Below are 20,328 nucleotides of genomic sequence, written 5' to 3' on the forward strand. Positions count from 1 at the left end.
AAAAAATGCCGACTTCACGTCGGTATTTTTTTATTGAATTAAGGGAAAATTCAGCTTAATAATTTTCCCTTGAGTCTCGCCTTGTTGGGATTTTTCTTGCCATAACCATGTCTGGTTTTTCATTCTTAAAAAATTTGAACAGCGTGTGCCATAAATTGGACTTTGAATAAAAGTAGAAGATAATAGTGCTTCCATTTCTAAACTAATGCCAGTTTGTGGCAGTAATTCAGCAATAATTTTACGTTCATCTTCTAAAATATCCCACACTGCAAATTCCAAATCTGCTTCTGCTGTCGTGCTCTGTTGCAACATAGGTAAAAACTCTTGGGTAAAGCGCTTGCGGAGATGCTTGGTCTTTTCCCAGTGTTCGGTCATTAAACCATTAGAAACCACATATACCCCTTGAGCCAAGACTTGTGGCGCTTCACCGCGATTACTCATATAAACCGCTTGATGCTGATCACCGATAAATAAATTAAAACCAGCATAATCAAGTTGTTGCTTTTCTAAGGCTTGAGCAAAGCGAATTGGTGTTAAATCTGATTGTAAAAAACGTTGAATCAATTGTCCGCGTGAAGTCTGATATTTTTTTTGATCGGTGCCATCTCGAAAGTTGGTCACTACAGCCCATCGGCCCGATTCAGTCACCCCCATCCACGTTCCACCTGACTGCAAATCTTGTCCAGCAATAATCGAACTATTTTGCCAAGTTTTTAAACCACTGGTCGGACGCTGATAAAACTCATCACGATTTGAAATTAAGCATAACGGTGTATCATCCAACACCTGCCAAGCTAAAGCTACAATACACATAATCCGTGCTCATTATCTTTACACATTGAATGTACAACATTTTTCATCACATTCAGCTAAAATCTGTGCAAAACATAATGACAAGGAACAGGAATGCTGACCTATCCAAATATTGACCCAATTGCCGTATCACTGGGACCCTTACAAGTACATTGGTATGGACTAATGTATTTATTGGCATTTTTATTTGCTTGGGGGCTTGCCACCTATAGAACCAAACAGCGTGATGGTTGGACACCCGATATGGTCTCTGACCTGATTTTCTATGGTGCTTTAGGTGTCGTTGTCGGTGGTCGTATAGGCTACGTGTTCTTTTATGGTTTTGAACAATTTCTTGCCAATCCACTGTGGTTATTCCAAGTCTGGACAGGTGGTATGAGCTTCCATGGCGGCTTCTTGGGCGTGATGATTGCCATGCTGTTCTGGTGTAAAAAATACCAGATGACGTGGTTTCAAACCCTCGATTTTATTGCACCTTGCGTACCTACAGGCTTAATGTTTGGTCGTATTGGTAACTTTATTGGCGGTGAACTGTATGGTCGTCAGGTCTCCGATCCAAATTTTGCGCTTGGGATGATTTTCCCGACCGATCCGCTACAATTGGTTCGTCATCCATCACAACTTTATCAAGCCTTAGCAGAAGGTCTCATTCTGTTTATTGTGCTCTGGTGGTTTAGTTCCAAACCACGCCCACGTATGGCGGTTTCAGCCCTGTTCTTGATTGGCTACGGTATTGCACGCTTTGTGGTGGAATTTTTCCGCGAACCCGACCATGGACAACTGTTTATTGGCTGGATGAGTAAAGGTCAATTCCTTACTGTACCCATGATTTTGATTGGTCTATGGATGATGTGGTATGCCTACCAAAAGAAAACTTATGATTGGGGTCCATTAAAAAATAGCTAACTTACAAAATGCTCTGATCTAAAGCGATAAGCCATATATTCCACACTGAATGAAGGAGACCATAGCGTCTCCTTTTTCTTGATCACACTTAGTCCTCTCCGCTTCATTTAAGATGAGCTACCCATAAGCTGAAGCCGTGCTTCACTTTAGTTCATATGCTAAAGTACTCGCAGTTCTCATCTCGTTACCCAAAGCCTATGCTCGAATTTTGGTTTAATCCTCAAGTTTCAATTTTCCGTAAACTCATGATTTTTATTGTCATCGCGATTGCCACAGGCGTGCTTTATTGGATGGAACCACTCAAACTTGATGCAATACTCATGTTCTTAGGTACAGGCATCATTTTTCTGATGTGTCGTTATTGTAAAATTCATTTTGCTGCTCAACATCCAACGGGTTTGTTATATCGACTACTCACGTGGATTCCCATTGCACTCTTAATGTCACTCATTTTTATGCATATGCAAGAGGGAGAAATTTTAATTCCTGGCGCACAAGGGATTGGCTTTATGGCTTTAGCCATTTGTTTATTCTCGCCATTATCGCTACTCAATCAAAATGACCTTACAGATGAGCAGAAATAATGTTGCAGTTTTGGTATTCGGACAGATGTACGCGTCAAATTAAACTGCTGGTATGTATTGCCACCTGTGTCATGATTTATCTCTGTTCCACCGTGCAACAACTCTCCGCTATGTTTACCGGAATCAGCCTGATGATTGGTATGGGTATACATCTACTCAGAGCTTTAAGCTTAAAAATCGCAGCAGATAACCCTTATAAAAATGGCTTTACTCTTCTATTTAGGCTGATGCCATTCACGGCATTGATGACTTTAATTGCAGCATTGCCTACCGAACATAAAGTTATACTGATCCTACAAAGCATTGGATTTACAGCCATTGGTTTATTTATCTTATCAACCTTTCCGAATCGAAGATTTGATCCAAGCTAACCACAGATCACTCAAGTTTTTTTCTTTTCCTCTCCAATCTATCAATTCATTTTTCATCAAATGTTCGAACTCAATCGTGTCTAACCCTAAAAAGCTCAGTTAGACTGAGCCAAAAGCTGAGCGCGAACTTGCATGAGTGCAAAGCCGAGCAGATTCAATCCTTTCCACTTCTCTGGATTTTGAATATCTAGATGATCTTGCGCCAGACCAACACCCCAAATCGCATCAACTGGCGATGCTTCAACCAAAATGCGATCATGCGTGGCAATTAAGAAATCTCTTAATTCAAGATGTTGAGAAAATTTAGCAAGGTTTGCTTGCAACACAATGTTAAATCGTTTTTCTTTCCATGTCTGTTCATCATAGTTCTGTACTTTTCGACCCAACTGCTTTGCTTCATTCGGATGTGTGACTTTTAAGATTTGATTAAATGTCTCATCATCATGAAATAACTGTGCTTTTTGCGCCATCATATAATGCTCAGCGGTGAGATATGTAATCCCATCCAATTCAAATTGCGCTGAAAACCACTGACTAAAACAACTTTTATCAACAATATTAGCTTGCTTTGGAGTATGCCCCCAAAAATATAAATATTTGAACTGACCACCTTGCTGTGTTTGTTGTATTAAATCATTTAAAAAATTTTCATTATTCATAATTTATCTCTAATTATTATCTACTTAAAAATAATCTAAAATAAAAAAGACCGCTAAAAGCGGTCTTTTTTTGAATCATCTATGATGATTAAGCAGCTAATGCGCTTTTCGCTTTTTCAGCGATAGCAGCAAATGCAACTGCATCATGCATAGCGATGTCAGCAAGTACGCGACGGTCGATGATTACTTGAGCTTTTTTCAAGCCAGCAATCATACGGCTGTACGACAAACCGTTTAGACGCGCACCAGCATTGATACGAGCAATCCACAAAGCGCGGAATTGACGTTTCTTCTGACGACGGTCACGGTAAGCATATTGACCAGCTTTGATTACTGCTTGGAACGCTACGCGATATACGCGTGAACGAGCGCCGTAGTAACCTTTAGCACGAGCAAGAATTCTTTTATGACGGCGATGAGCCTGGACACCACGTTTTACACGAGCCATTTATAAATCTCCTTAAAGGTATGGGCACATACGGCGAACTGAAGCAACGTCACTTACGTGAACCATTACACAGCCGCGCAATTGACGAATACGCTTAGCAGATTTTTTGGTCAAAATGTGGCGTTTGAACGCTTGTTTACGCTTGATACCGTTAGCTGTCGCTTTAAAGCGTTTAGCAGCACCACGGCGAGTTTTCATCTTAGGCATAACAACCTCTTTTGAACACCTGTTCGGAGCGTCTGCACCATTGCAAAAACGACCTGCAGGTAAGGGAGCCAGTATTCTAAAGCATCTTTGCTTAAAACAAAAGCAAATATCCTTAAATATACCGATTGATTATCTGCTGGACTGAGTCTTGTTTTGAATATAAAAGTGCTATATTTTTATTAAAAACCCACTATTCGGCCTTATAATTATCACAACATAAGAATGCTGGACCCATATGAACCCTGCACTGGATGCTTTTGCAGCCCTACGTTATCGCGATTTTTCTATCGTCACGATGAATCAGTTCTGTTTGACGATTGCTATTTTAATTCAAGAAATTATTGTCGCCTATTCACTTTATCAAATTACCAAAGATCCTTTGACCTTAGGCTTGATTGGTTTAGCCGAAGCGATTCCATTTATCGCTTTGTCTTTATGGGGTGGTTATTTTGCCGACCGCTTTAACAAACAGAACATCATGAAAATCTGTTTATTCTTTGCAATCCCCTTACCTATGGTTTTATGGTGGCTGTTTCATCGCTATGGATTAGGTCAAATCACAGTCAACACACTGTCTTGGGGAATTTATGCGGTCATTTTTGGCTTAGGCACCATTCGTGGTTTTTATAATCCATCTGCAACCTCGCTTAAGCCATTCCTAATCCCACGCGAGCTATATGCCAATGGTGCAACTTGGACCACCATTGGTTGGCAAAGTGGCGTGATTATTGGCCCGATGTTGGGTGGCTTCATGCTGGCATTTTTAGGTCGTGAAAGCAGTTTACTTACTGTGGCGGTATTACTCGCCATTTGCTTTATATTAATTAATCTACTGCAAAAACGCAGCTTTCCTAAAATCGAAACAAATAATTTAATTGAAAGTTTGGGTGATGGTTTCCGTTTTATCTGGAAAACCAAAATTGTCCTATGGGCGATTTCTCTTGATTTGGTTTCGGTACTGTTTGGTGGTGTAATTGCACTGCTGCCTATTTTTGCTGAAGATATTTTAAAAATTGGCCCTGAAGGTTTAGGTTATTTACGTGCAGCACCTTCTATTGGTGCACTCATGACCATGATTGCCTTAACCAAGTTCCCCCCTACACAAAATGCTTGGCGTAATATGCTGCTTGCAGTTGCAGGTTTTGGCCTATTCACACTGTTGTTTGCCTTTTCAAATAACATGTGGTTATCCCTGTTTGCTTTAGCCATGACAGGAGCTTGTGACAGTATTTCAGTGGTCGTGCGACAAACCATTCTACAAATTTATCCGCCTGAAAATATGCGTGGCCGCGTAGCCGCAGTAAATGGCATGTTTGTTTCAAGCAGCAATGAACTGGGGGCTTTTGAATCTGGCTTAGCGGCAAAATACATGGGAACCATCATGGCAACGGTATTGGGCGGCTGTATGACGATGGCTGTCGTCACCATAAGCTGGATCAAAACCAAAGATTTATTTGGTGTAGATATTAGTCAAGGCAATGATCAAAGGCATTAATTTATTTTTTAGACTTGCGAGTATTTTCAATTCAGGAAATACTGCGCACTTACAATGCTCCGCTACCGCTGCCTTCTCTGATTTGATTAAAGAAATAATATTTATGAAACAAATCCTGTGTTTTTCTCTACTCATCAGCTTACCGTTAAGCGCTGCTTATAGTGCTGAACCTAAAGCCACACAACAACTTTCCGTTCAGAAAAGCGCAGCCCTTCCCGCGCACTTGACTACACGCATTCAGTGGAACAAATTTCCACGCCCACAGTATAAAAATGAAGATTTAAAAGACCAAAATAGAAGTGCCATTATTCGGATCTATGCCGATGAAACAGGCAATATTGCCGAAGCTCGCGTACAAGAAAGTACCGGTTTAACGCATTTAGATAATCTTTTAGTGCAAGCGGTTCGTGAAGCACATGTCAAACCGCATGTTGAAAAGGATACCGCAACGCCAGTGATTGGCTACCAAACCTTCAGCTTAAAATTAAGCTCCGATGAAGATAGAGAAGTTTGTCAGTATCAATTTGACTCTAAAAATTGGCAAGCTCAACAACAAAAGAAAAAAACCGCTTTTTCCTATCGTAACCAACCGACTTTAGAGCTCGATTCGGAGCAGTTAAATGAACATAATCGTGCGGTAAAATTCAGCTTTAAAGTGAATAAACACGGTGATGTGAAAAAAGTTAAAGTGGCAAAAGGTTCAGGTATTTATGCGGTAGACCAAGCTGTTGTTCAGGCAGTTTCACAGAGCCAAATTTCTGTGAAGCGCACGGCCAGCACATTATGGCTATATAAAAAATCAACCCTGAAAGATGAAATCAAATTTGATCTCAATCAATGTCCAGAATAAAAAAGCATAAAAAGAGATGCAGCAGCATCTCTTTTTTAAAACATGGAAAAAGCCCAATAGATAAAAACATAACGCCCTATTTTTGCAAGACTCACCATCAATAAGAACCGTACAAAGTTTTCTTTAAGTAAACCTGCAATGAGGGTAATCGGATCGCCAATAATCGGCACCCAACTGAGCAGCAATGACCAGTAGCCATATTTTTGATATAGGGTCTGTGCTTTCAACATTTTAGCTTCAGAAACAGGGAACCACTTTTGATCTTTATAGTGTTCAATTTTAAAACCGAGCCACCAATTCACACAAGAACCCAAAATATTTCCTAAGCTGGCAACAAACAGTAGCGCAATGACCGAATGACTGCCTTCAGCGAATAATGCCAATAAAACGGCTTCTGACTGCAATGGCAATAAGGTTGCTGCGCCAAAAGCCGAAATAAACAATAAAACATAAGACCACATGCGCTAAATATGCGGTTAAAGCCCAAGCTTTTTCTTGGTTGTCTTGTATTCATAGACAGACCAAGCAATAAATAACACCATCACCAATCCACGGGCTAAATTATAACGTCGTGCAATCACACCAAAAACTTCACCCGATGCCGATGGTGCACTCGCTTTTAGCATTTCCGCCAAGGATTGCATATGAATTATTTCAGCAATATAAAGCAATAAACAACATGCAATACCAAAGATAATCGCCCAATAAATTTTCGCATTGCTTTCAATAATACGCGTTAAATTTAAGAAAAAATCTTTCATCATCATGTCATCCAATAAAAAACCACCGCAATGGGTGGTTTATTTCTGCGAAATTTAAGCGGTGTAATCACGAGATCTTAGCACAAAAACATACGCTATTTTTTGCAATCAAGTCACCACTTTAAGCGCTAATGCACGTTGCACGGCTGGGCGTGCAGTTAAGCGTTCAATATATTCTTTTACGTAAGGATAATCTTCTAACTGAATTTGCTGCCATTCATAACGTAATATCCACGGCAGAATTGCCATATCAGCAATTGAATATTCACCTGCCACATACTTTTGACCGATTAACTGTTGATTCAACACACTATAAAGCCGTTTGGTTTCATTGACATAACGCTCTATCGCATACGGAATTTTTTCAGGTGCAAATTTATTAAAATGATGATTTTGCCCCAGCATCGGACCTAAACCGCCCATTTGCCACATCAGCCACTGCTCTACCTCAACGCGCTGCTGTTCATCCGTGGGATAATACAAGCCTGTTTTACGCCCCAAATATTGTAAAATTGCACCAGATTCAAACACGGAAATCGCTTCGCCACGAGGCCCATCTTGATCCACAATGGCTGGAATTTTATTGTTGGGAGAAATACGTAAAAAGTCAGGTTGAAACTGATCATTTTCCAAAATATTAATGGGGAAAATTTGATAATCCAACGCCATTTCTTCTAATGCTATTGTAATTTTATGACCATTGGGTGTACCCCAATAATATAGATCAATCATGCTCTCTACCTTCCACTTTTCTCATTTTTTTACATCACATTATTGAGATTTACACTTAGTTATAGCATGTTTTATGGCAACAAACAGTACAACTTCATGTAGCAAATAGCATGATTGAACACAAAATTTTGCAAGCAATTATCAAATGAAGATTTTTTACTTTTTTTTAATTTTATTGTTGAAATCTACAAAAGCAATCCTATATTTAAAATACAGCAATATGCCTTTAAGGATATTGCTGAAGATGCCGCGAATGCAGCAATCAAAATCTTGTTTATAAAACTTTGCTAATTTCAGGAGGTTCTATCAATGAGCAACTTCAGTCTTAGTCCATTATTCCGTCGTAGCATTGGTTTTGACCGACTCAATGACTTATTCGATTATGCAATGCAAAGCGATACACCCAATTATCCGCTCTATAATATTGAAAAAACTGGTGAGCATAACTACCGCATAGTCGTTGCAACCGCTGGATTTAATCCAGAGCAACTAGAAATTAAGCTGGAAAATCAAGTCCTCACCATCACAGGGAAATCGGTTGAAGAAAAGTCGGATACAAACGTTGAATTTCTGCATAAAGGCATTGCCGATCGTTCATTTAAACTGTCTTTACGCTTAGATGAACATATTGAGGTACAACGAGCTGACTATGAACATGGTTTATTGAAAATAGACTTACAGCGTATTATTCCTGAAGAAAAATTACCACGACACATTCCAATTGGTCGAAAAGGTAATGAACTTTTAGATTCGCCTAAAACTGAATAAAGCACAAAAAAGACCAGTCGATGACTGGTCTTTTTTAACTTGTAAGATCAATTTTATCAAAACACAAACGTAAAAAAGCACTGCATATGCAGTGCTTTTTTGATCAATGAGTGCTTACTTTTTACGTTTCGGTCCAAGTAGCATACCCATTTGACGACCTTCCATTTTTGGTGCTTGTTCGACTGTACCGTATTCAATTACATCTGCTTCAACTTTTTGTAATTGAGCAAGACCTAATTGTTGGTGAGCCATTTCACGACCACGGAAGCGCAAGGTGATTTTTACCTTGTTGCCTTCTTCAAGGAACTTGATAATTGCACGTAATTTTACGTTGTAATCACCAACATCAGTCGCAGGGCGGAGCTTGATTTCTTTCACCTGGACTTGATGCTGTTTTTTCTTCGCTTCTTTTTGCTTTTGCTTAAGGTCAAACAAATGCTTATTGAAGTCCATAATTTTACAAACTGGTGGCTCTGCATTTGCAACAATCTCAACCAAGTCAAGATCAACGCTTTCAGCAGCACGTAAGGCATCAGCCAAGCTTACGATGCCTTTTTGTTCGCCATTTTCGTCTACAAGACGGACTTCTTTTGCACGAATTTCATCATTCAAAGCAGGACGGTTTGATTTATTACCACCCTGTTGATTACGGTCAGGCTGTTTAATCGCTGTTACTCCACAATGTACCGGCCGCGTTCGGCTACGGCTGCTTTCACTAAGTCAACGAAAGCATCGATTGACATAGTACCTAAATTTGTTCCTGAGCGGGTACGTACGTTGACTGTACCTTCCTCTACTTCTCGGTCTCCAAGAACCAATAAATAAGGAATACGCTCTAATGTGCGTTCACGAATCTTAAAGCCGATTTTTTCATTTCTCAAGTCTGAAATCGCACGGATACCGCTTTCTTTAAGTTTTGCGACGACTGACTCACATGCCTCAGCTTGTGAATCTGTAATATTCATGACACACGCTTGTACTGGCGCTAACCAAGGTGGCATGAAGCCAGCGTAGTGTTCAATTAGTATACCAATAAATCGTTCGAAACTGCCAAGAATTGCACGATGCAACATAACAGGTTGATCACGATCATTGTCTTCAGTCACATAAGATGCGTCTAAACGCTCTGGTAAATTGAAGTCACACTGAATAGTACCACATTGCCATACACGACCTAAGCAGTCTTTCAATGAGAATTCAATTTTTGGACCGTAGAATGCACCTTCACCCGGTTGTAAATCCCAAGCCAGACCTGCTGCATCTAAAGCATCTGCCAAAGATTTTTCAGCCATATCCCAAAGTTTGTCATCGCCAACACGTTTTTCTGGACGTGTTGATAATTTCATTTGCACTTCTTCAAAGCCAAAATCTTTATACACATCTAAAGTGAGCTTAATGAAATCAGCAACTTCTTTACCAATCTGTTCAGTGGTACAGAAAATATGTGCATCATCTTGGGTAAAACCACGAACACGCATAATGCCGTGTAATGAACCCGATGGTTCGTTACGGTGGCATGAACCAAATTCAGCCAAACGAATAGGCAAATCACGGTAAGATTTTAAACCTTGGTTAAACACTTGCACGTGACATGGGCAGTTCATCGGTTTTACCGCATAGTTACGGTTTTCCGAATGCGTGGTAAACATGTTGTCTGCATAGTTTGCAGCATGTCCTGATTTTTCCCAAAGGGTGAAATCAACCACTTGTGGTGTACGAATTTCTTGATAACCATTGTCTTGTTGAACTTTACGCATGTATTGTTCAAGTACTTGGTAAATGGTCCAACCATTCGGATGCCAGAACACCATACCCGGTGCTTCTTCTTGCATATGGAATAAGTCTAAAGCTTTACCAATTTTACGGTGATCGCGTTTTTCTGCTTCTTCAATACGTTTGATATATGCCGCAAGTTGTTTCTTGTCTGACCAAGCTGTACCGTAAATACGCTGTAATTGTTCATTCTTCGCATCGCCGCGCCAGTAAGCACCAGAGATTTTAGTCAGCTTGAATGATTTTAAGAATTTAGTGTTTGGTACATGCGGACCACGGCACATATCCAAATAATCTTGATGGTAGTACAAGCCCATTTGCGTTTCTTCAGGCATGTCCGCGATCAAGCGTAATTTATATTCTTCGCCACGTGCTGTGAATTCTGCAATCACTTCGTCACGCGGTGTCATTTTTTTCACGACATCATAATCTTGATCGATGAGCTTTTTCATGCGCTCTTCAATCGCTGCCATGTCATCTAAAGTGAATGGACGTGGCATCCAGATGTCATAGTAGAAACCTTCTTCAATGACTGGACCAATGACCATTTTTGCTTCTGGGAACAATTGTTTAACAGCATGACCAACCAAGTGCGCGCAAGAGTGACGAATAATCTCTACACCTTCTTCGTCTTTCGGTGTAATGATTTGTACGGTTGCATCGTCAGTAATCAAGTCTGATGCATCAACTAGACGATCGTTTACACGACCTGCTACTGTATTTTTCGCAAGACCAGGACCAATGCTTAACGCAACGTCCATCACAGATACGGCTTGATCAAATTGTTTTTGATCACCATTTGGCAAAGTGATAATTGGCATATAAAAAATCCTTAAGGAGTGATGCCCCGTACCATGGGGCATATCACCGCGAGATTATGATCGAGGAGAACCTCAAAAGATAAAAACGGTGGATAAATAAAAATCGATTAGAATTTTACACGTCTTAACCCTTCGATTAAACCTTTTCGCGGGAAAAAACTCGATCTGCGATAGATTTGTCATTTTTTGCCTAGTCCCCCCTGCCTAAAACCACGACAATCACGCTTAAAACTGATTTTTATTTGGGTCTTACAACTGCACCAAACAAATGACCTGCCCCACGGGACGAATTTATATAGGTGATTACATTATTTTTTATCATTCAAATACATGTCTAGATTGGAAAATTTAAGGCGAAATTTTTTTAACGTCTCGATCAATGGCTCCATATTTTATTCACCCATTGTATTTTCATTATTATTCCTCGGCTAATCTTACTTTTAATTTCCCGATTAGAGTAAAATAACTAAAAAAGCAAAGATGGGAACCCATGCGTTCAAAAAGACCAAGCACAATAAAATAATTTTATTAATATTCAACATGTTATAAGTTTAAAAAAAACACTCGACTAAAGCCTAAATGCAAGACCCTTTAGAAGTGCATATCTTTTCGGCAGGGTTTTAAAATAAATATAGAATGGAGTTTTAAAATGGTTAGCGTATACGATGAATTACCGCGTACTCCCGCAAATTTTGTAGCGTTGTCACCGCTACGCTATCTTGATCGTGCGGCATATATCTATCCAAATCAACATGCGATTATTTATGGTCAGCGTCGTATTACTTGGCGTGAAACATACAATCGTTGCCGTCAGTTTGCTAGCCAACTCCAAAAACTCGGCATCGGTAAAAATGATACCGTTTCTGCACTGCTTCCCAACATTCCTGCCATGATTGAAGCGCACTTTGCTGTTCCTATGGCGGGTGCTGTACTCAATACCTTAAATACCCGTCTAGATGCCAAAACTTTAGCTTTCATGCTGGAACATGCGGAAACCAAAGTATTATTGGTCGATCCTGAATTTGCAGCAGTTGCCACAGAAGCACTGGCACTGGTTTCGCAAGACATCTATGTGATTGATGTCGATGATGCTGAATATGAGTATGGATTTTCGACCCCGATTGGTCAAATTGAATATGAAGACTGGCTGCTTGACGGCGATGAAAATTTTGAATGGCATTTACCTCAAGATGAATGGGATGCAATCAGTTTAAGTTACACCTCTGGAACCACAGGCAATCCTAAAGGCGTGGTTTACCATCACCGTGGTGCTTATATCAATGCAGCCAGTAATATCATTGCTTGTGGTATGACACCTCGTGCAACCTATTTATGGACACTGCCTCTATTCCACTGTAATGGCTGGTGCTTTGCATGGACTATGGCCGCCAACGGTGGCACTAACGTCTGTTTACGTAAAGTCGATGCGGAGCTGATTTTCAAATTAATTGCTGAACATAAAGTCGATTATTTCTGCGGTGCGCCTATTGTTTTATCGATGCTAATTAATACCCCAGAAGATAAAAAAACGGCCTTTGACCACCGTGTCGAGGTCATGGTTGCAGGAGCCGCGCCACCTGCGACAACCATTGAAGGCATGCGTAATATTGGGATTAATGTGACTCACGTGTATGGCTTAACGGAAACCTATGGCCCTTCTGCACTTTGTGCCTCACAGGCAGGCTGGAGTGATTTGTCCATTCAAGAACAAGCACAACTCCATTCACGTCAAGGCGTACCTTATCCGCTACAAGACAGCATGAAAGTACTTGATCCTGAAACCATGCAAGAAGTGCCTCATGATGGACAAAGCATGGGCGAGATTATGTTCCGTGGCAACATTGTCATGAAAGGCTACTTAAAAAACCCTGAAGCAACCGCTGAAGCCTTTGCTGGTGGATGGTTCCATACTGGTGATCTTGCTGTTTGCCAACCCGATGGTTATGCCAAAATTACCGATCGTTCAAAAGACGTGATTATTTCAGGAGGTGAAAATATTTCGTCACTTGAAGTCGAAGAAATATTATATAAACATCCTGCCGTACTCACTGTAGCCGTGGTTGCCAAACCTGATCCACGTTGGCAAGAAGTTCCATGTGCCTTTGTGGAGCTTAAAAATGGTAAAACAGCAACAGCTGAAGAACTGATTGAGTTTTGCAAGCAGCATTTAGCACGTTTTAAAGTGCCAAAAGATATTATCATTACCGAAATTCCCAAGACATCGACAGGGAAACTACAAAAATTCATCTTACGTGATTGGGCAAAAGAACGTGCTGTCAGTGAATTTAATTAGTTCTCTTTAACCTTCTGCACATGAAGAAGGTTTTGAGCAATAAAAAAAGCGACTCACAAGAGCCGCTTTTTTTACTTTAAAGGTAAACAAATTAATTGTCTGAAATTAAAGCCACTTGTTGGATGTAATTAAACAATTTGAGCTTTGAAGCGGCCAATTCATCTTCAGTCAATTGTTTTGCAATATCACGATGAATACGCAAAATATGCTGACGAATTGGATGATGCTCTGCCGCATTATGCGCTTTCATAAATTCCTTAATCACAGGATCACCTTGAGCAATCATACGATCTACCCAACGGTTCAATTGTGCTGTTTTTTTCGCACCTTGCTGTGGCGTTAAATAAGATAAAATTACGGTTTCATCTTCATTACGCAACAATTTACCAATACGTAAAAATTGGCGACGACGTGCTTCATGTGAAGTAATACTACGCACATCTAACAAAGCATCAATTAAACGCTCTTCCACTGGAAGTTTCTGAATTTGTTTCAGGCTCAATTCAGCCAATTGTTCACCTAAAGCAGCCATACGTTGCACTGCTTTTTTTTGTTCGGTTTTACTTGCACGCCCTTCTAAAGTGTCAAAGTCATCTTCAGTAAAACGCTGTTGCGGTCGACGTGCCACGATTAATCTGCCTCGTAAAATTTTGCTGCAAATAGTGCCTGAATTTCAGATAAAGCTTGTTCTTCATCTGCACCATCAAGCACTAAACGTAAAGTTGTGCCCTTGCCTGCACCAAGCATGAGCAAGGACATAATATTTTTTGCATCCACCAATTTATCACCTTTACCAATTTGAATCGATGAACGAAATTTGGTGGTGACTTCGATTAGCTTTCCAGACGCACGCGCATGTAAACCTAGTTTATTAATTACGTCAACAGTTGTGTCAATCATGACCAGTGCTTCATTTCCCTGTGTAAGACCTGAATAGACCATTTTTCCTCAAGGGCTTTTTTAAGTCTATCCACGATATATACTGAACGGTGCTGCCCTCCCGTACACCCAATCGACACTGTCATATAGTGACGGTGACCTTCGGCAAAGGCAGGCAACCACTTATCTAAAAAATGGTAAATATCTTGGAACATCTCATTGGTTTGTTCACTTTGTAGCAAAAATTGTTGCACAGGCAAATCTAAACCTGAATATTTTCGCAATTCCAAATCCCAATGTGGATTAGGCAAATGACGTACGTCAAACACATAATCGGCATCAAGTGGAATACCGTGTTTATAACCAAAAGATTGTAAAATTAAAATTAAGTTATCCGATTGCCCAAGTTTGGACAATAAAGTGTGCTTTAAATCATGCACACTTTTATCGGTGGTATCAATATGTACTGTTGAGCGTAATTGTATCGGAAGTAATAATGTTTTTTCTTCCTGAATACATTCAGTCAAACTTTTAAAACGACTGGCTAAAGGATGTGGGCGACGTGATGCACTAAAACGAGAAATCAATTCTTGGTCTTGCGTGGTCAAATAAATAATATCAACCGAACCATGTTTCTGTAATTGTTCAAAAACATGGTCAAATTCTTGCAAATCTGCGCGAGTACTGCGGACATCCACCCCTAAAGCCAATTGCTCTAGATTATTTTCACGATCCAGCTTCGCCACGATTTCAGGCAGCAAGGCCAAAGGTAAATTATCAATACAGTAGTAACCTAAATCCTCAAGCACCTGCAAGGCAGATGATTTTCCTGATCCAGATTGTCCTGTAACGATTAAAATACGCTTCATGGCAAGGCTATCCTTTAGCTTATGCTGTTTGCTTAAAACTATACCGTTTGTTTAACTTGTAAGTTATCAATCAGTCGAGTAGTTCCTAATTTAGCGGCAATAAATAGAATAACATTCTGATTAAATTCTTCAATTTTTTGCAATTCAGGTGTACGTGCTTCCACATAATCCACAATAAAACCAACTTGTGTCAACGTATGCTTAATATTTTCTAACACTTCTACAAGACTAACACCATTGTGTAGCTCTTGTTCAGCCGCTTTTAAACTTTGGAAAATGGTCGGTGCTATTTTACGCTGTTCTTCAGTTAAATAGCCATTACGCGAACTCAGTGCCAAACCATCTTCTGCACGCGTAATTGGTACACCTATGACTTCTAACGGAATATTCAAATCACGTACAAACTGACGAATCACCGCCAGTTGCTGATAATCTTTTTGTCCAAAGAAAGCAAAATTCGGCTGTACAATGTTAAACAATTTTGTGACAACCACCGCCACGCCATCAAAGTGACCTGGACGCTGTAAACCACATAAATCATTGGTGATATCAGACACGCTAATATTGGTGAAGCGTGGTTTGTTACCATACATTTGTTCAACGGTAGGCGCAAAAACAATGTCACAACCCACATCGGCTAACAAACGACTATCCTGCTCCAAAGTACGCGGATAATTTTCAAAATCTTCATTTGGACCAAATTGAATGGGATTGACAAAAATACTGACCACCACGACATCACATAATTTACGTGCTTCACGCACCAAGTTTAAATGACCTTCGTGTAAATTCCCCATGGTCGGAACAAAACCAATAATTTTTCGCGCTGATCGAGCTGGACTGAGTGACGCTGATAATCCTTGAATCGTGGTTTCTGTTTTCATGTTTACAGCTCGACTTGAAAAGTGTGTTCTTTAGCAGGGAAAGAGCCCTCTAGTACCGCAGCATGGTAGGCTTTAAAAGCATCCAAAATTGCAGTTTCTCCCGCTTGTTCTTTCATAAAGTTACGCACAAATTTAGCCACGCGACCAAAGGTCAAGCCCAGCATATCTTGAACAACCAGTACTTGACCGTCAGTATCGACACCCGCCCCAATACCAATCACAGGCACATCAGGAAACAATTCACTAATTTCTTTGCCTAATTGTGCAGGCACACATTCTAATAATAATAAAGATGCACCCGCTTCAACCACTGCTTTACAATCAGCAATTAAGCGATCCGCAGCTTCACGTGTACGTGCTTGTAGTTTATAGCCACCAAAGACATGCACCGATTGTGGGGTTAAACCTAAATGTACACAGACTGGAATACCATTTCGGGTCAAAACAGTGACCGTTTCATTTAACCATGCACCGCCTTCCATTTTGACCATTTGCGCACCCGCTTGCATCACAGTTTTTGAACTGCTTAAAGCATCATTTAAAGTGGCGTAACTCATAAACGGTAAATCGGTCATAATAAAGGCATGCTGATTACCACGGCGTACTGCTGCTGTATGGTAAGCCATATCTTCTACAGTAACGGGCAACGTTGAATCACGTCCCTGAATCGCCATCCCCAAAGAATCGCCAATTAAAATACTGTCGACTTGTGCAAGTTCCATTGCTTTCGCCATACTGGCGTCGTAACAAGTCAAACAAGAAAATTTGCGGCCATTGGTTTTAAATTGTCTTAAGTCACTGAGACTAATCATCAAGATGTTCCTCTAACACGTTCCAAGAACATGTCTAAATTAAATATTTGACCAAGAGTCATCATCCAAAACAGCAACTGTCGGATGTTGTACCACGGGTAAATCTTTTAATCGTTGTGCTTTGATTTCTATATTTGCATCTAAGTCTAACAAAGGGATCACCACAAAATCTCGCTCAAACAGCCCAACATGTGGCACCGTTAAACGGGCATTGTGTATGTGTTGCTGACCATAGACCAATAAGTCTAAATCTAAAGTCCGTTCACCCCAATGGCGTAAACGTACTCGACCAGACTCTTGCTCAAAACATTGTAATTGGTCTAATAAAGCCAAAGGGGCTAAATCGGTTTGCAACTGTACCACCGCATTTAAATAATTCGGTTGGTCTTGTGGTCCCATGGGCGGACTTTGATATAACTTCGATGTTTTCACTGTTCCAAGCGTTGCCAGCTTTTGCACAGCTTCGATCAGAATTTGCCGTGAGTCACCCAAGTTACTGCCTAAACCAATATAAGTTACAGTGGTCATTGTGTCGGCCCAAAGACCACTTGGTTTAAATCGCGTTTGACCCGTTTACGTTTTAAAATCGGGTGATCTGCTCGAATTTCCGAACCCCCTGAAGTCACCATTTGAACAGGTCTTTCAGGTTTGCTTCTATCCCTGCTACGCTCACGACGACTGCGTGGTGCAGTCTCTTGAACCAAAGGCTCAATCTCAACAGATACCGATTTAGGCTCAACCACATCCCCAGTTTGAGCTTTACGACGGCTTTTTGCACGTTGGCGGTTGTATTGACTAATGGCACGTTCTTTTTCATCGGTGCTCATCAACTGATACGAATCCCACCACGTTCCCATGCCTTGTGTGCTTTGATCACCTGACTTCTCTCGAAGTAACAAAAAGTCAAATCCTGCACGGAAGCGTGCATGGGTAGATAAGGCTTGAATTTGCTGTGGTTTAGGGCTAAGCAAACGAGTTTGCATTTCCCAAACTTCACGAATAAAGGTTTCTGCAAAACGTGGAATAATGGTTCGCGTGGCTTGACGTTTTAAAACATCTAAACCCGCTTGTGCTCGCGCTTCAGCAGCAACCATGCCTTTATTTGCATAAAACTCACAACGCTCTAAAAAAGGTTTCCATAACAAAACCGCATAGAAAAATGCAGGATTGATAGTTTTACCTATTTGAATACGTTGATCAGTATTGATGGCAGCACGTTCAATAAAGGTTGAGATCTCTGGATCGATGTCTGCAAAGAGCTGACGCCAAATATCAAAATCGATCAGCATCGGGAGCACACGATTCAAATGCCCCATAGTGAATAATTTCTGCGATTCATCATATAAACGATGTGGAGAAATATCACGCAGCAACTGGGTCATTTCAGGGGTAAAAACCTCTAAAATGTCAGGTGCAATACTAAAATTCAATTTTGCTGCAAAGCGTAAAGTACGCAGCATACGGACAGGATCTTCTTCAAAACGTAAAGTTGGATCGCCCAGTAAGCGTAAAGTTTTATTTTTTATGTCATCAATGGCATGACAAAAATCGAGTACGATGCCTTTACGTGGTTGATAATACATCGCATTAATCGAAAAATCACGGCGAGCAAAATCTTGCTCAATCGTGCCCCAATTATTATCTCGTAAAATCATGCCCGAAGCAGAAGTGACCGCTTTTTTCGGTGGCGCACGGAAAGTCGCAACTTCGACCAGTTCTCGACCGGAATAAACATGAGCAAGCTCAAAACGTCGTCCAATAATACGACAACGTCGTCCGAAAACTTCTTTCACTTGAGCAGGTGTAGCGTTGGTGACGGCATCAAAATCTTTAGGATTTAGACCCAACATTAAGTCACGAACACCACCACCAACGATATACGCTTCAAAGCCTGCCTTGGTTAAGGCATCGATAACATCTAAGATGTAAGAAGGTAATTGAGCGGTTGATAAACCACATTTTGACGCGTGCAAAGTTTGCAAAAGACGCTGTCTCCTACGTCTGAACGTAAAATATCTAAGATGACGCTAATCATATATCTAACACAATCAAAGGGCAATTTGATTATCTCAATGCTCGATATATTGTTCAGCCCGTCTTACTCGCTTAAACTATAAATTACAGTGCTAATCGGTCTTTATTCTTGGCAAATAAAGCAGGCCCAATGCCCTTCACCTGCTGCAATTCCTCAATGTTTTTAAATTTTCCATTTTTTTGACGATAGGCAATAATCGCTTCTGCTTTTTTTAACCCAATACCCGACAATTCTTGTAATTGCGCTAAATTGGCTTGATTCAAACTTATTTTAGCAGTACTGGATGCTTGTAAAGCCGGCTTTGCCAAATAATGATTTTGAGTTGTGGAGACACGTGGAATTTTTAAACGTGCATCTTGGGCGTCTTGTTCCGCCTTCCACTTTAAATATTGTTGGTCAAATTGTTGCGCATAAAGAGTCGACCCGCTCAACAAGGAGATAAATACTCCTAAATAAAAAATACGCTGAAGTAACTGTGTTATTTTTTTCATTGCACACCTATTATTTTAATTGTTGTTTCGCTTTCTCCCACAATTGATCCATTTCTGCTAAAGAAAGCGCTTCAATTTTTTGCTGTTGTTGCCTAGCCTGATCTTCAATGAAAGCAAAGCGTGTTCTAAATTTATGAATGGTGCTTAAAAGTGCCATTTCACTCGACACGCCAAGTTTACGTCCAACATTGATCAGTGAAAATAAGCAATCCCCAAATTCGTCGAATATTTCGTCGGAATTTTGATTATCTATCGCTTGCTGCAATTCAGCTAATTCTTCATTTAATTTTCCAGAAGCACCTGCAACATCAGCAAAATCAAAACCGATTTGTGCTGCATTTTTTTGGATTGCATCTGCCTGTTGAAGGGCAGGTCCATGCTTAATCTCATCTAAACGAGATTGAGCTTTGCCCTGTTTTTCTTGCTGCTTAATTTGCTTCCACAGCACCGCAACATCCGCAGAACTTAATGGTGAAAATTGTTCTGCCTGAAATACATGTGGATGACGACGAATTAATTTTTCAGTGATCGCCTGCACGACATCGTCAAAATTAAAAGCTCCCTGCTCGCTAAACATTTGCGCTTGAAAAACCACTTGCAGCAGCAGATCACCCAGTTCATCTCGAATCTCATCGGTGTTACCGTCTCGAATCGCGGCTTCCACTTCATAAGCCTCTTCTATGGCATATTGGGTTAAACTTTCTGGTGTTTGTTGTTGATCCCATGGACATTTTTCACGTAACTCACGCATCACTGCCAATAACTCATCCACGTTTTTTATCACTCCAATCACGTTATATAAACTTAGATTTTCACTGTTAATATTTGTTATGCTCAAGCCAAATAAATGCAAAACCGAAGCGCGACAAAAACAAAA

At 40.4% G+C, this 20,328-nt stretch carries 25 protein-coding genes; 7 read left to right on the plus strand and 18 right to left on the minus strand.

Annotated features, from left to right (window positions below):
* Positions 1–30: 30 nt before the first annotated feature.
* Positions 31–813: an NRDE family protein gene (locus B9T30_RS03340; RefSeq protein WP_086183771.1), complete on the minus strand. Its 783-nt coding sequence runs from the start codon at positions 811–813 to the stop codon at positions 31–33.
* Positions 814–906: 93 nt separating this feature from the next.
* Between B9T30_RS03340 and lgt the strand changes: the two genes are divergently transcribed.
* The 3 genes from lgt (at position 907) to B9T30_RS03355 (ending at position 2,674) form a co-directional block, all read left to right on the plus strand.
* A complete protein-coding gene (gene lgt, locus B9T30_RS03345) occupies positions 907–1,719 on the plus strand; it encodes a prolipoprotein diacylglyceryl transferase (protein WP_086183772.1) in 813 nt (270 codons plus the stop codon).
* 197 nt (positions 1,720–1,916) lie between these two features.
* Complete coding sequence (locus tag B9T30_RS03350; RefSeq protein WP_086183773.1) at positions 1,917–2,303, plus strand: hypothetical protein; 387 nt, start codon at positions 1,917–1,919, stop codon at positions 2,301–2,303.
* Positions 2,303–2,674 (plus strand): hypothetical protein, encoded by a 372-nt coding sequence (locus B9T30_RS03355; protein ID WP_086183774.1) that lies wholly within the window; start codon positions 2,303–2,305, stop codon positions 2,672–2,674. The genes B9T30_RS03350 and B9T30_RS03355 overlap by 1 nt, the downstream gene beginning before the upstream one ends.
* Before the next feature lie 95 nt (positions 2,675–2,769).
* Here the strand turns inward: B9T30_RS03355 and B9T30_RS03360 are convergent, their stop codons facing one another.
* The 3 genes from B9T30_RS03360 to rpmI all read right to left on the minus strand — a co-directional run bounded on the left by B9T30_RS03360 (position 2,770) and on the right by rpmI (position 3,988).
* Positions 2,770–3,333, minus strand: coding sequence for an NADAR family protein (locus B9T30_RS03360; protein ID WP_086183775.1), 564 nt, complete (start codon positions 3,331–3,333; stop codon positions 2,770–2,772).
* Between the two features lie 88 nt (positions 3,334–3,421).
* Positions 3,422–3,781, minus strand: coding sequence for a 50S ribosomal protein L20 (rplT, locus tag B9T30_RS03365; protein WP_004649808.1), 360 nt, complete (start codon positions 3,779–3,781; stop codon positions 3,422–3,424).
* A gap of 12 nt (positions 3,782–3,793) precedes the next feature.
* Positions 3,794–3,988 (minus strand): 50S ribosomal protein L35, encoded by a 195-nt coding sequence (rpmI, locus tag B9T30_RS03370; RefSeq protein WP_067721945.1) that lies wholly within the window; start codon positions 3,986–3,988, stop codon positions 3,794–3,796.
* Positions 3,989–4,223: 235 nt separating this feature from the next.
* On the opposite strand from rpmI, the gene B9T30_RS03375 reads away from it, so the two are divergent.
* Together B9T30_RS03375 and B9T30_RS03380 are read left to right on the plus strand one after the other, a co-directional pair.
* Positions 4,224–5,483 (plus strand): MFS transporter, encoded by a 1,260-nt coding sequence (locus B9T30_RS03375; protein WP_086183776.1) that lies wholly within the window; start codon positions 4,224–4,226, stop codon positions 5,481–5,483.
* Between the two features lie 103 nt (positions 5,484–5,586).
* The gene (locus tag B9T30_RS03380; RefSeq protein ID WP_086183994.1) at positions 5,587–6,333 is read left to right on the plus strand and encodes an energy transducer TonB; all 747 of its coding nucleotides are present in this window, start codon (positions 5,587–5,589) and stop codon (positions 6,331–6,333) included.
* A gap of 35 nt (positions 6,334–6,368) precedes the next feature.
* On the opposite strand, the gene B9T30_RS03385 is transcribed toward B9T30_RS03380, so the two are convergent.
* From B9T30_RS03385 to B9T30_RS03395, 3 genes are all read right to left on the minus strand, one after another.
* Entirely contained in the window at positions 6,369–6,794 is a 426-nt protein-coding gene (locus tag B9T30_RS03385) for a YqaA family protein (RefSeq protein ID WP_086183777.1), read from the minus strand.
* A gap of 15 nt (positions 6,795–6,809) precedes the next feature.
* Positions 6,810–7,097 (minus strand): hypothetical protein, encoded by a 288-nt coding sequence (locus tag B9T30_RS03390; protein ID WP_319830008.1) that lies wholly within the window; start codon positions 7,095–7,097, stop codon positions 6,810–6,812.
* A 105-nt stretch (positions 7,098–7,202) separates the two neighbouring features.
* Positions 7,203–7,826 (minus strand): glutathione S-transferase N-terminal domain-containing protein, encoded by a 624-nt coding sequence (locus tag B9T30_RS03395; protein ID WP_086183778.1) that lies wholly within the window; start codon positions 7,824–7,826, stop codon positions 7,203–7,205.
* Positions 7,827–8,135: 309 nt separating this feature from the next.
* On the opposite strand from B9T30_RS03395, the gene B9T30_RS03400 reads away from it, so the two are divergent.
* On the plus strand, positions 8,136–8,594 hold the full coding sequence (locus B9T30_RS03400) for an Hsp20 family protein (protein WP_086183779.1): 459 nt from the start codon (positions 8,136–8,138) through the stop codon (positions 8,592–8,594).
* 114 nt (positions 8,595–8,708) lie between these two features.
* Here the strand turns inward: B9T30_RS03400 and infC are convergent, their stop codons facing one another.
* Entirely contained in the window at positions 8,709–9,260 is a 552-nt protein-coding gene (gene infC / locus B9T30_RS03405; protein ID WP_081399747.1) for a translation initiation factor IF-3, read from the minus strand.
* Between the two features lie 5 nt (positions 9,261–9,265).
* Positions 9,266–11,188 (minus strand): threonine--tRNA ligase, encoded by a 1,923-nt coding sequence (gene thrS / locus B9T30_RS03410; RefSeq protein ID WP_086183780.1) that lies wholly within the window; start codon positions 11,186–11,188, stop codon positions 9,266–9,268.
* A 649-nt stretch (positions 11,189–11,837) separates the two neighbouring features.
* Between thrS and B9T30_RS03415 the strand changes: the two genes are divergently transcribed.
* Positions 11,838–13,481 carry an acyl-CoA synthetase gene (locus tag B9T30_RS03415; RefSeq protein ID WP_086183781.1) on the plus strand — a complete coding sequence of 548 codons (1,644 nt, stop codon included), beginning with the start codon at positions 11,838–11,840 and terminating at the stop codon, positions 13,479–13,481.
* Positions 13,482–13,572: 91 nt separating this feature from the next.
* Here B9T30_RS03415 and yjgA read toward each other — a convergent pair whose 3' ends face one another.
* The 9 genes from yjgA to mazG form a co-directional block, all read right to left on the minus strand.
* Positions 13,573–14,109, minus strand: coding sequence for a ribosome biogenesis factor YjgA (gene yjgA, locus B9T30_RS03420; protein WP_086183782.1), 537 nt, complete (start codon positions 14,107–14,109; stop codon positions 13,573–13,575).
* 2 nt (positions 14,110–14,111) lie between these two features.
* Positions 14,112–14,381 (minus strand): HPr family phosphocarrier protein, encoded by a 270-nt coding sequence (locus tag B9T30_RS03425; RefSeq protein ID WP_034696949.1) that lies wholly within the window; start codon positions 14,379–14,381, stop codon positions 14,112–14,114.
* Positions 14,378–15,229 (minus strand): RNase adapter RapZ, encoded by an 852-nt coding sequence (rapZ, locus tag B9T30_RS03430; protein ID WP_004649821.1) that lies wholly within the window; start codon positions 15,227–15,229, stop codon positions 14,378–14,380. Before rapZ ends, B9T30_RS03425 begins: the two co-directional genes overlap by 4 nt.
* Positions 15,230–15,267: 38 nt before the next feature.
* On the minus strand, positions 15,268–16,113 hold the full coding sequence (panC, locus tag B9T30_RS03435) for a pantoate--beta-alanine ligase (RefSeq protein WP_086183783.1): 846 nt from the start codon (positions 16,111–16,113) through the stop codon (positions 15,268–15,270).
* A gap of 2 nt (positions 16,114–16,115) precedes the next feature.
* Positions 16,116–16,925, minus strand: coding sequence for a 3-methyl-2-oxobutanoate hydroxymethyltransferase (gene panB, locus B9T30_RS03440; RefSeq protein ID WP_086165003.1), 810 nt, complete (start codon positions 16,923–16,925; stop codon positions 16,116–16,118).
* A gap of 39 nt (positions 16,926–16,964) precedes the next feature.
* Positions 16,965–17,453 (minus strand): 2-amino-4-hydroxy-6-hydroxymethyldihydropteridine diphosphokinase, encoded by a 489-nt coding sequence (gene folK, locus B9T30_RS03445; protein ID WP_086165004.1) that lies wholly within the window; start codon positions 17,451–17,453, stop codon positions 16,965–16,967.
* Complete coding sequence (gene pcnB / locus B9T30_RS03450) at positions 17,450–18,907, minus strand: polynucleotide adenylyltransferase PcnB (protein WP_086183784.1); 1,458 nt, start codon at positions 18,905–18,907, stop codon at positions 17,450–17,452. Before pcnB ends, folK begins: the two co-directional genes overlap by 4 nt.
* A gap of 136 nt (positions 18,908–19,043) precedes the next feature.
* The gene (locus tag B9T30_RS03455) at positions 19,044–19,451 is read right to left on the minus strand and encodes a ComEA family DNA-binding protein (RefSeq protein ID WP_086183785.1); all 408 of its coding nucleotides are present in this window, start codon (positions 19,449–19,451) and stop codon (positions 19,044–19,046) included.
* A gap of 10 nt (positions 19,452–19,461) precedes the next feature.
* Positions 19,462–20,223: a nucleoside triphosphate pyrophosphohydrolase gene (gene mazG / locus B9T30_RS03460; RefSeq protein WP_086183786.1), complete on the minus strand. Its 762-nt coding sequence runs from the start codon at positions 20,221–20,223 to the stop codon at positions 19,462–19,464.
* Positions 20,224–20,328 lie beyond the last annotated feature (105 nt).

Origin of the sequence: Acinetobacter sp. ANC 4973, assembly GCF_002135275.1 — a bacterium.
GTDB classification, from domain to species: domain Bacteria; phylum Pseudomonadota; class Gammaproteobacteria; order Pseudomonadales; family Moraxellaceae; genus Acinetobacter; species Acinetobacter kyonggiensis.

What these genes read in the sequence shown, in the direction of transcription:
- B9T30_RS03390 (WP_319830008.1), bottom strand. Translation starts at nt 7,097, where the DNA reads ATGATGAAAGATTTTTTCTTAAATTTAACGCGTATTATTGAAAGCAAT.
- folK (WP_086165004.1), bottom strand. Translation starts at nt 17,453, where the DNA reads ATGACCACTGTAACTTATATTGGTTTAGGCAGTAACTTGGGTGACTCA.
- B9T30_RS03395 (WP_086183778.1), bottom strand. Translation starts at nt 7,826, where the DNA reads ATGATTGATCTATATTATTGGGGTACACCCAATGGTCATAAAATTACA.
- B9T30_RS03385 (WP_086183777.1), bottom strand. Translation starts at nt 6,794, where the DNA reads ATGTGGTCTTATGTTTTATTGTTTATTTCGGCTTTTGGCGCAGCAACC.
- B9T30_RS03415 (WP_086183781.1), top strand. Translation starts at nt 11,838, where the DNA reads ATGGTTAGCGTATACGATGAATTACCGCGTACTCCCGCAAATTTTGTA.
- B9T30_RS03350 (WP_086183773.1), top strand. Translation starts at nt 1,917, where the DNA reads ATGCTCGAATTTTGGTTTAATCCTCAAGTTTCAATTTTCCGTAAACTC.
- B9T30_RS03380 (WP_086183994.1), top strand. Translation starts at nt 5,587, where the DNA reads ATGAAACAAATCCTGTGTTTTTCTCTACTCATCAGCTTACCGTTAAGC.
- panB (WP_086165003.1), bottom strand. Translation starts at nt 16,925, where the DNA reads ATGATTAGTCTCAGTGACTTAAGACAATTTAAAACCAATGGCCGCAAA.
- B9T30_RS03355 (WP_086183774.1), top strand. Translation starts at nt 2,303, where the DNA reads ATGTTGCAGTTTTGGTATTCGGACAGATGTACGCGTCAAATTAAACTG.
- thrS (WP_086183780.1), bottom strand. Translation starts at nt 11,188, where the DNA reads ATGCCAATTATCACTTTGCCAAATGGTGATCAAAAACAATTTGATCAA.
- B9T30_RS03400 (WP_086183779.1), top strand. Translation starts at nt 8,136, where the DNA reads ATGAGCAACTTCAGTCTTAGTCCATTATTCCGTCGTAGCATTGGTTTT.
- panC (WP_086183783.1), bottom strand. Translation starts at nt 16,113, where the DNA reads ATGAAAACAGAAACCACGATTCAAGGATTATCAGCGTCACTCAGTCCA.
- B9T30_RS03340 (WP_086183771.1), bottom strand. Translation starts at nt 813, where the DNA reads ATGTGTATTGTAGCTTTAGCTTGGCAGGTGTTGGATGATACACCGTTA.
- lgt (WP_086183772.1), top strand. Translation starts at nt 907, where the DNA reads ATGCTGACCTATCCAAATATTGACCCAATTGCCGTATCACTGGGACCC.
- rapZ (WP_004649821.1), bottom strand. Translation starts at nt 15,229, where the DNA reads ATGAAGCGTATTTTAATCGTTACAGGACAATCTGGATCAGGAAAATCA.
- B9T30_RS03425 (WP_034696949.1), bottom strand. Translation starts at nt 14,381, where the DNA reads ATGATTGACACAACTGTTGACGTAATTAATAAACTAGGTTTACATGCG.
- B9T30_RS03375 (WP_086183776.1), top strand. Translation starts at nt 4,224, where the DNA reads ATGAACCCTGCACTGGATGCTTTTGCAGCCCTACGTTATCGCGATTTT.
- B9T30_RS03360 (WP_086183775.1), bottom strand. Translation starts at nt 3,333, where the DNA reads ATGAATAATGAAAATTTTTTAAATGATTTAATACAACAAACACAGCAA.
- rplT (WP_004649808.1), bottom strand. Translation starts at nt 3,781, where the DNA reads ATGGCTCGTGTAAAACGTGGTGTCCAGGCTCATCGCCGTCATAAAAGA.
- rpmI (WP_067721945.1), bottom strand. Translation starts at nt 3,988, where the DNA reads ATGCCTAAGATGAAAACTCGCCGTGGTGCTGCTAAACGCTTTAAAGCG.
- B9T30_RS03455 (WP_086183785.1), bottom strand. Translation starts at nt 19,451, where the DNA reads ATGAAAAAAATAACACAGTTACTTCAGCGTATTTTTTATTTAGGAGTA.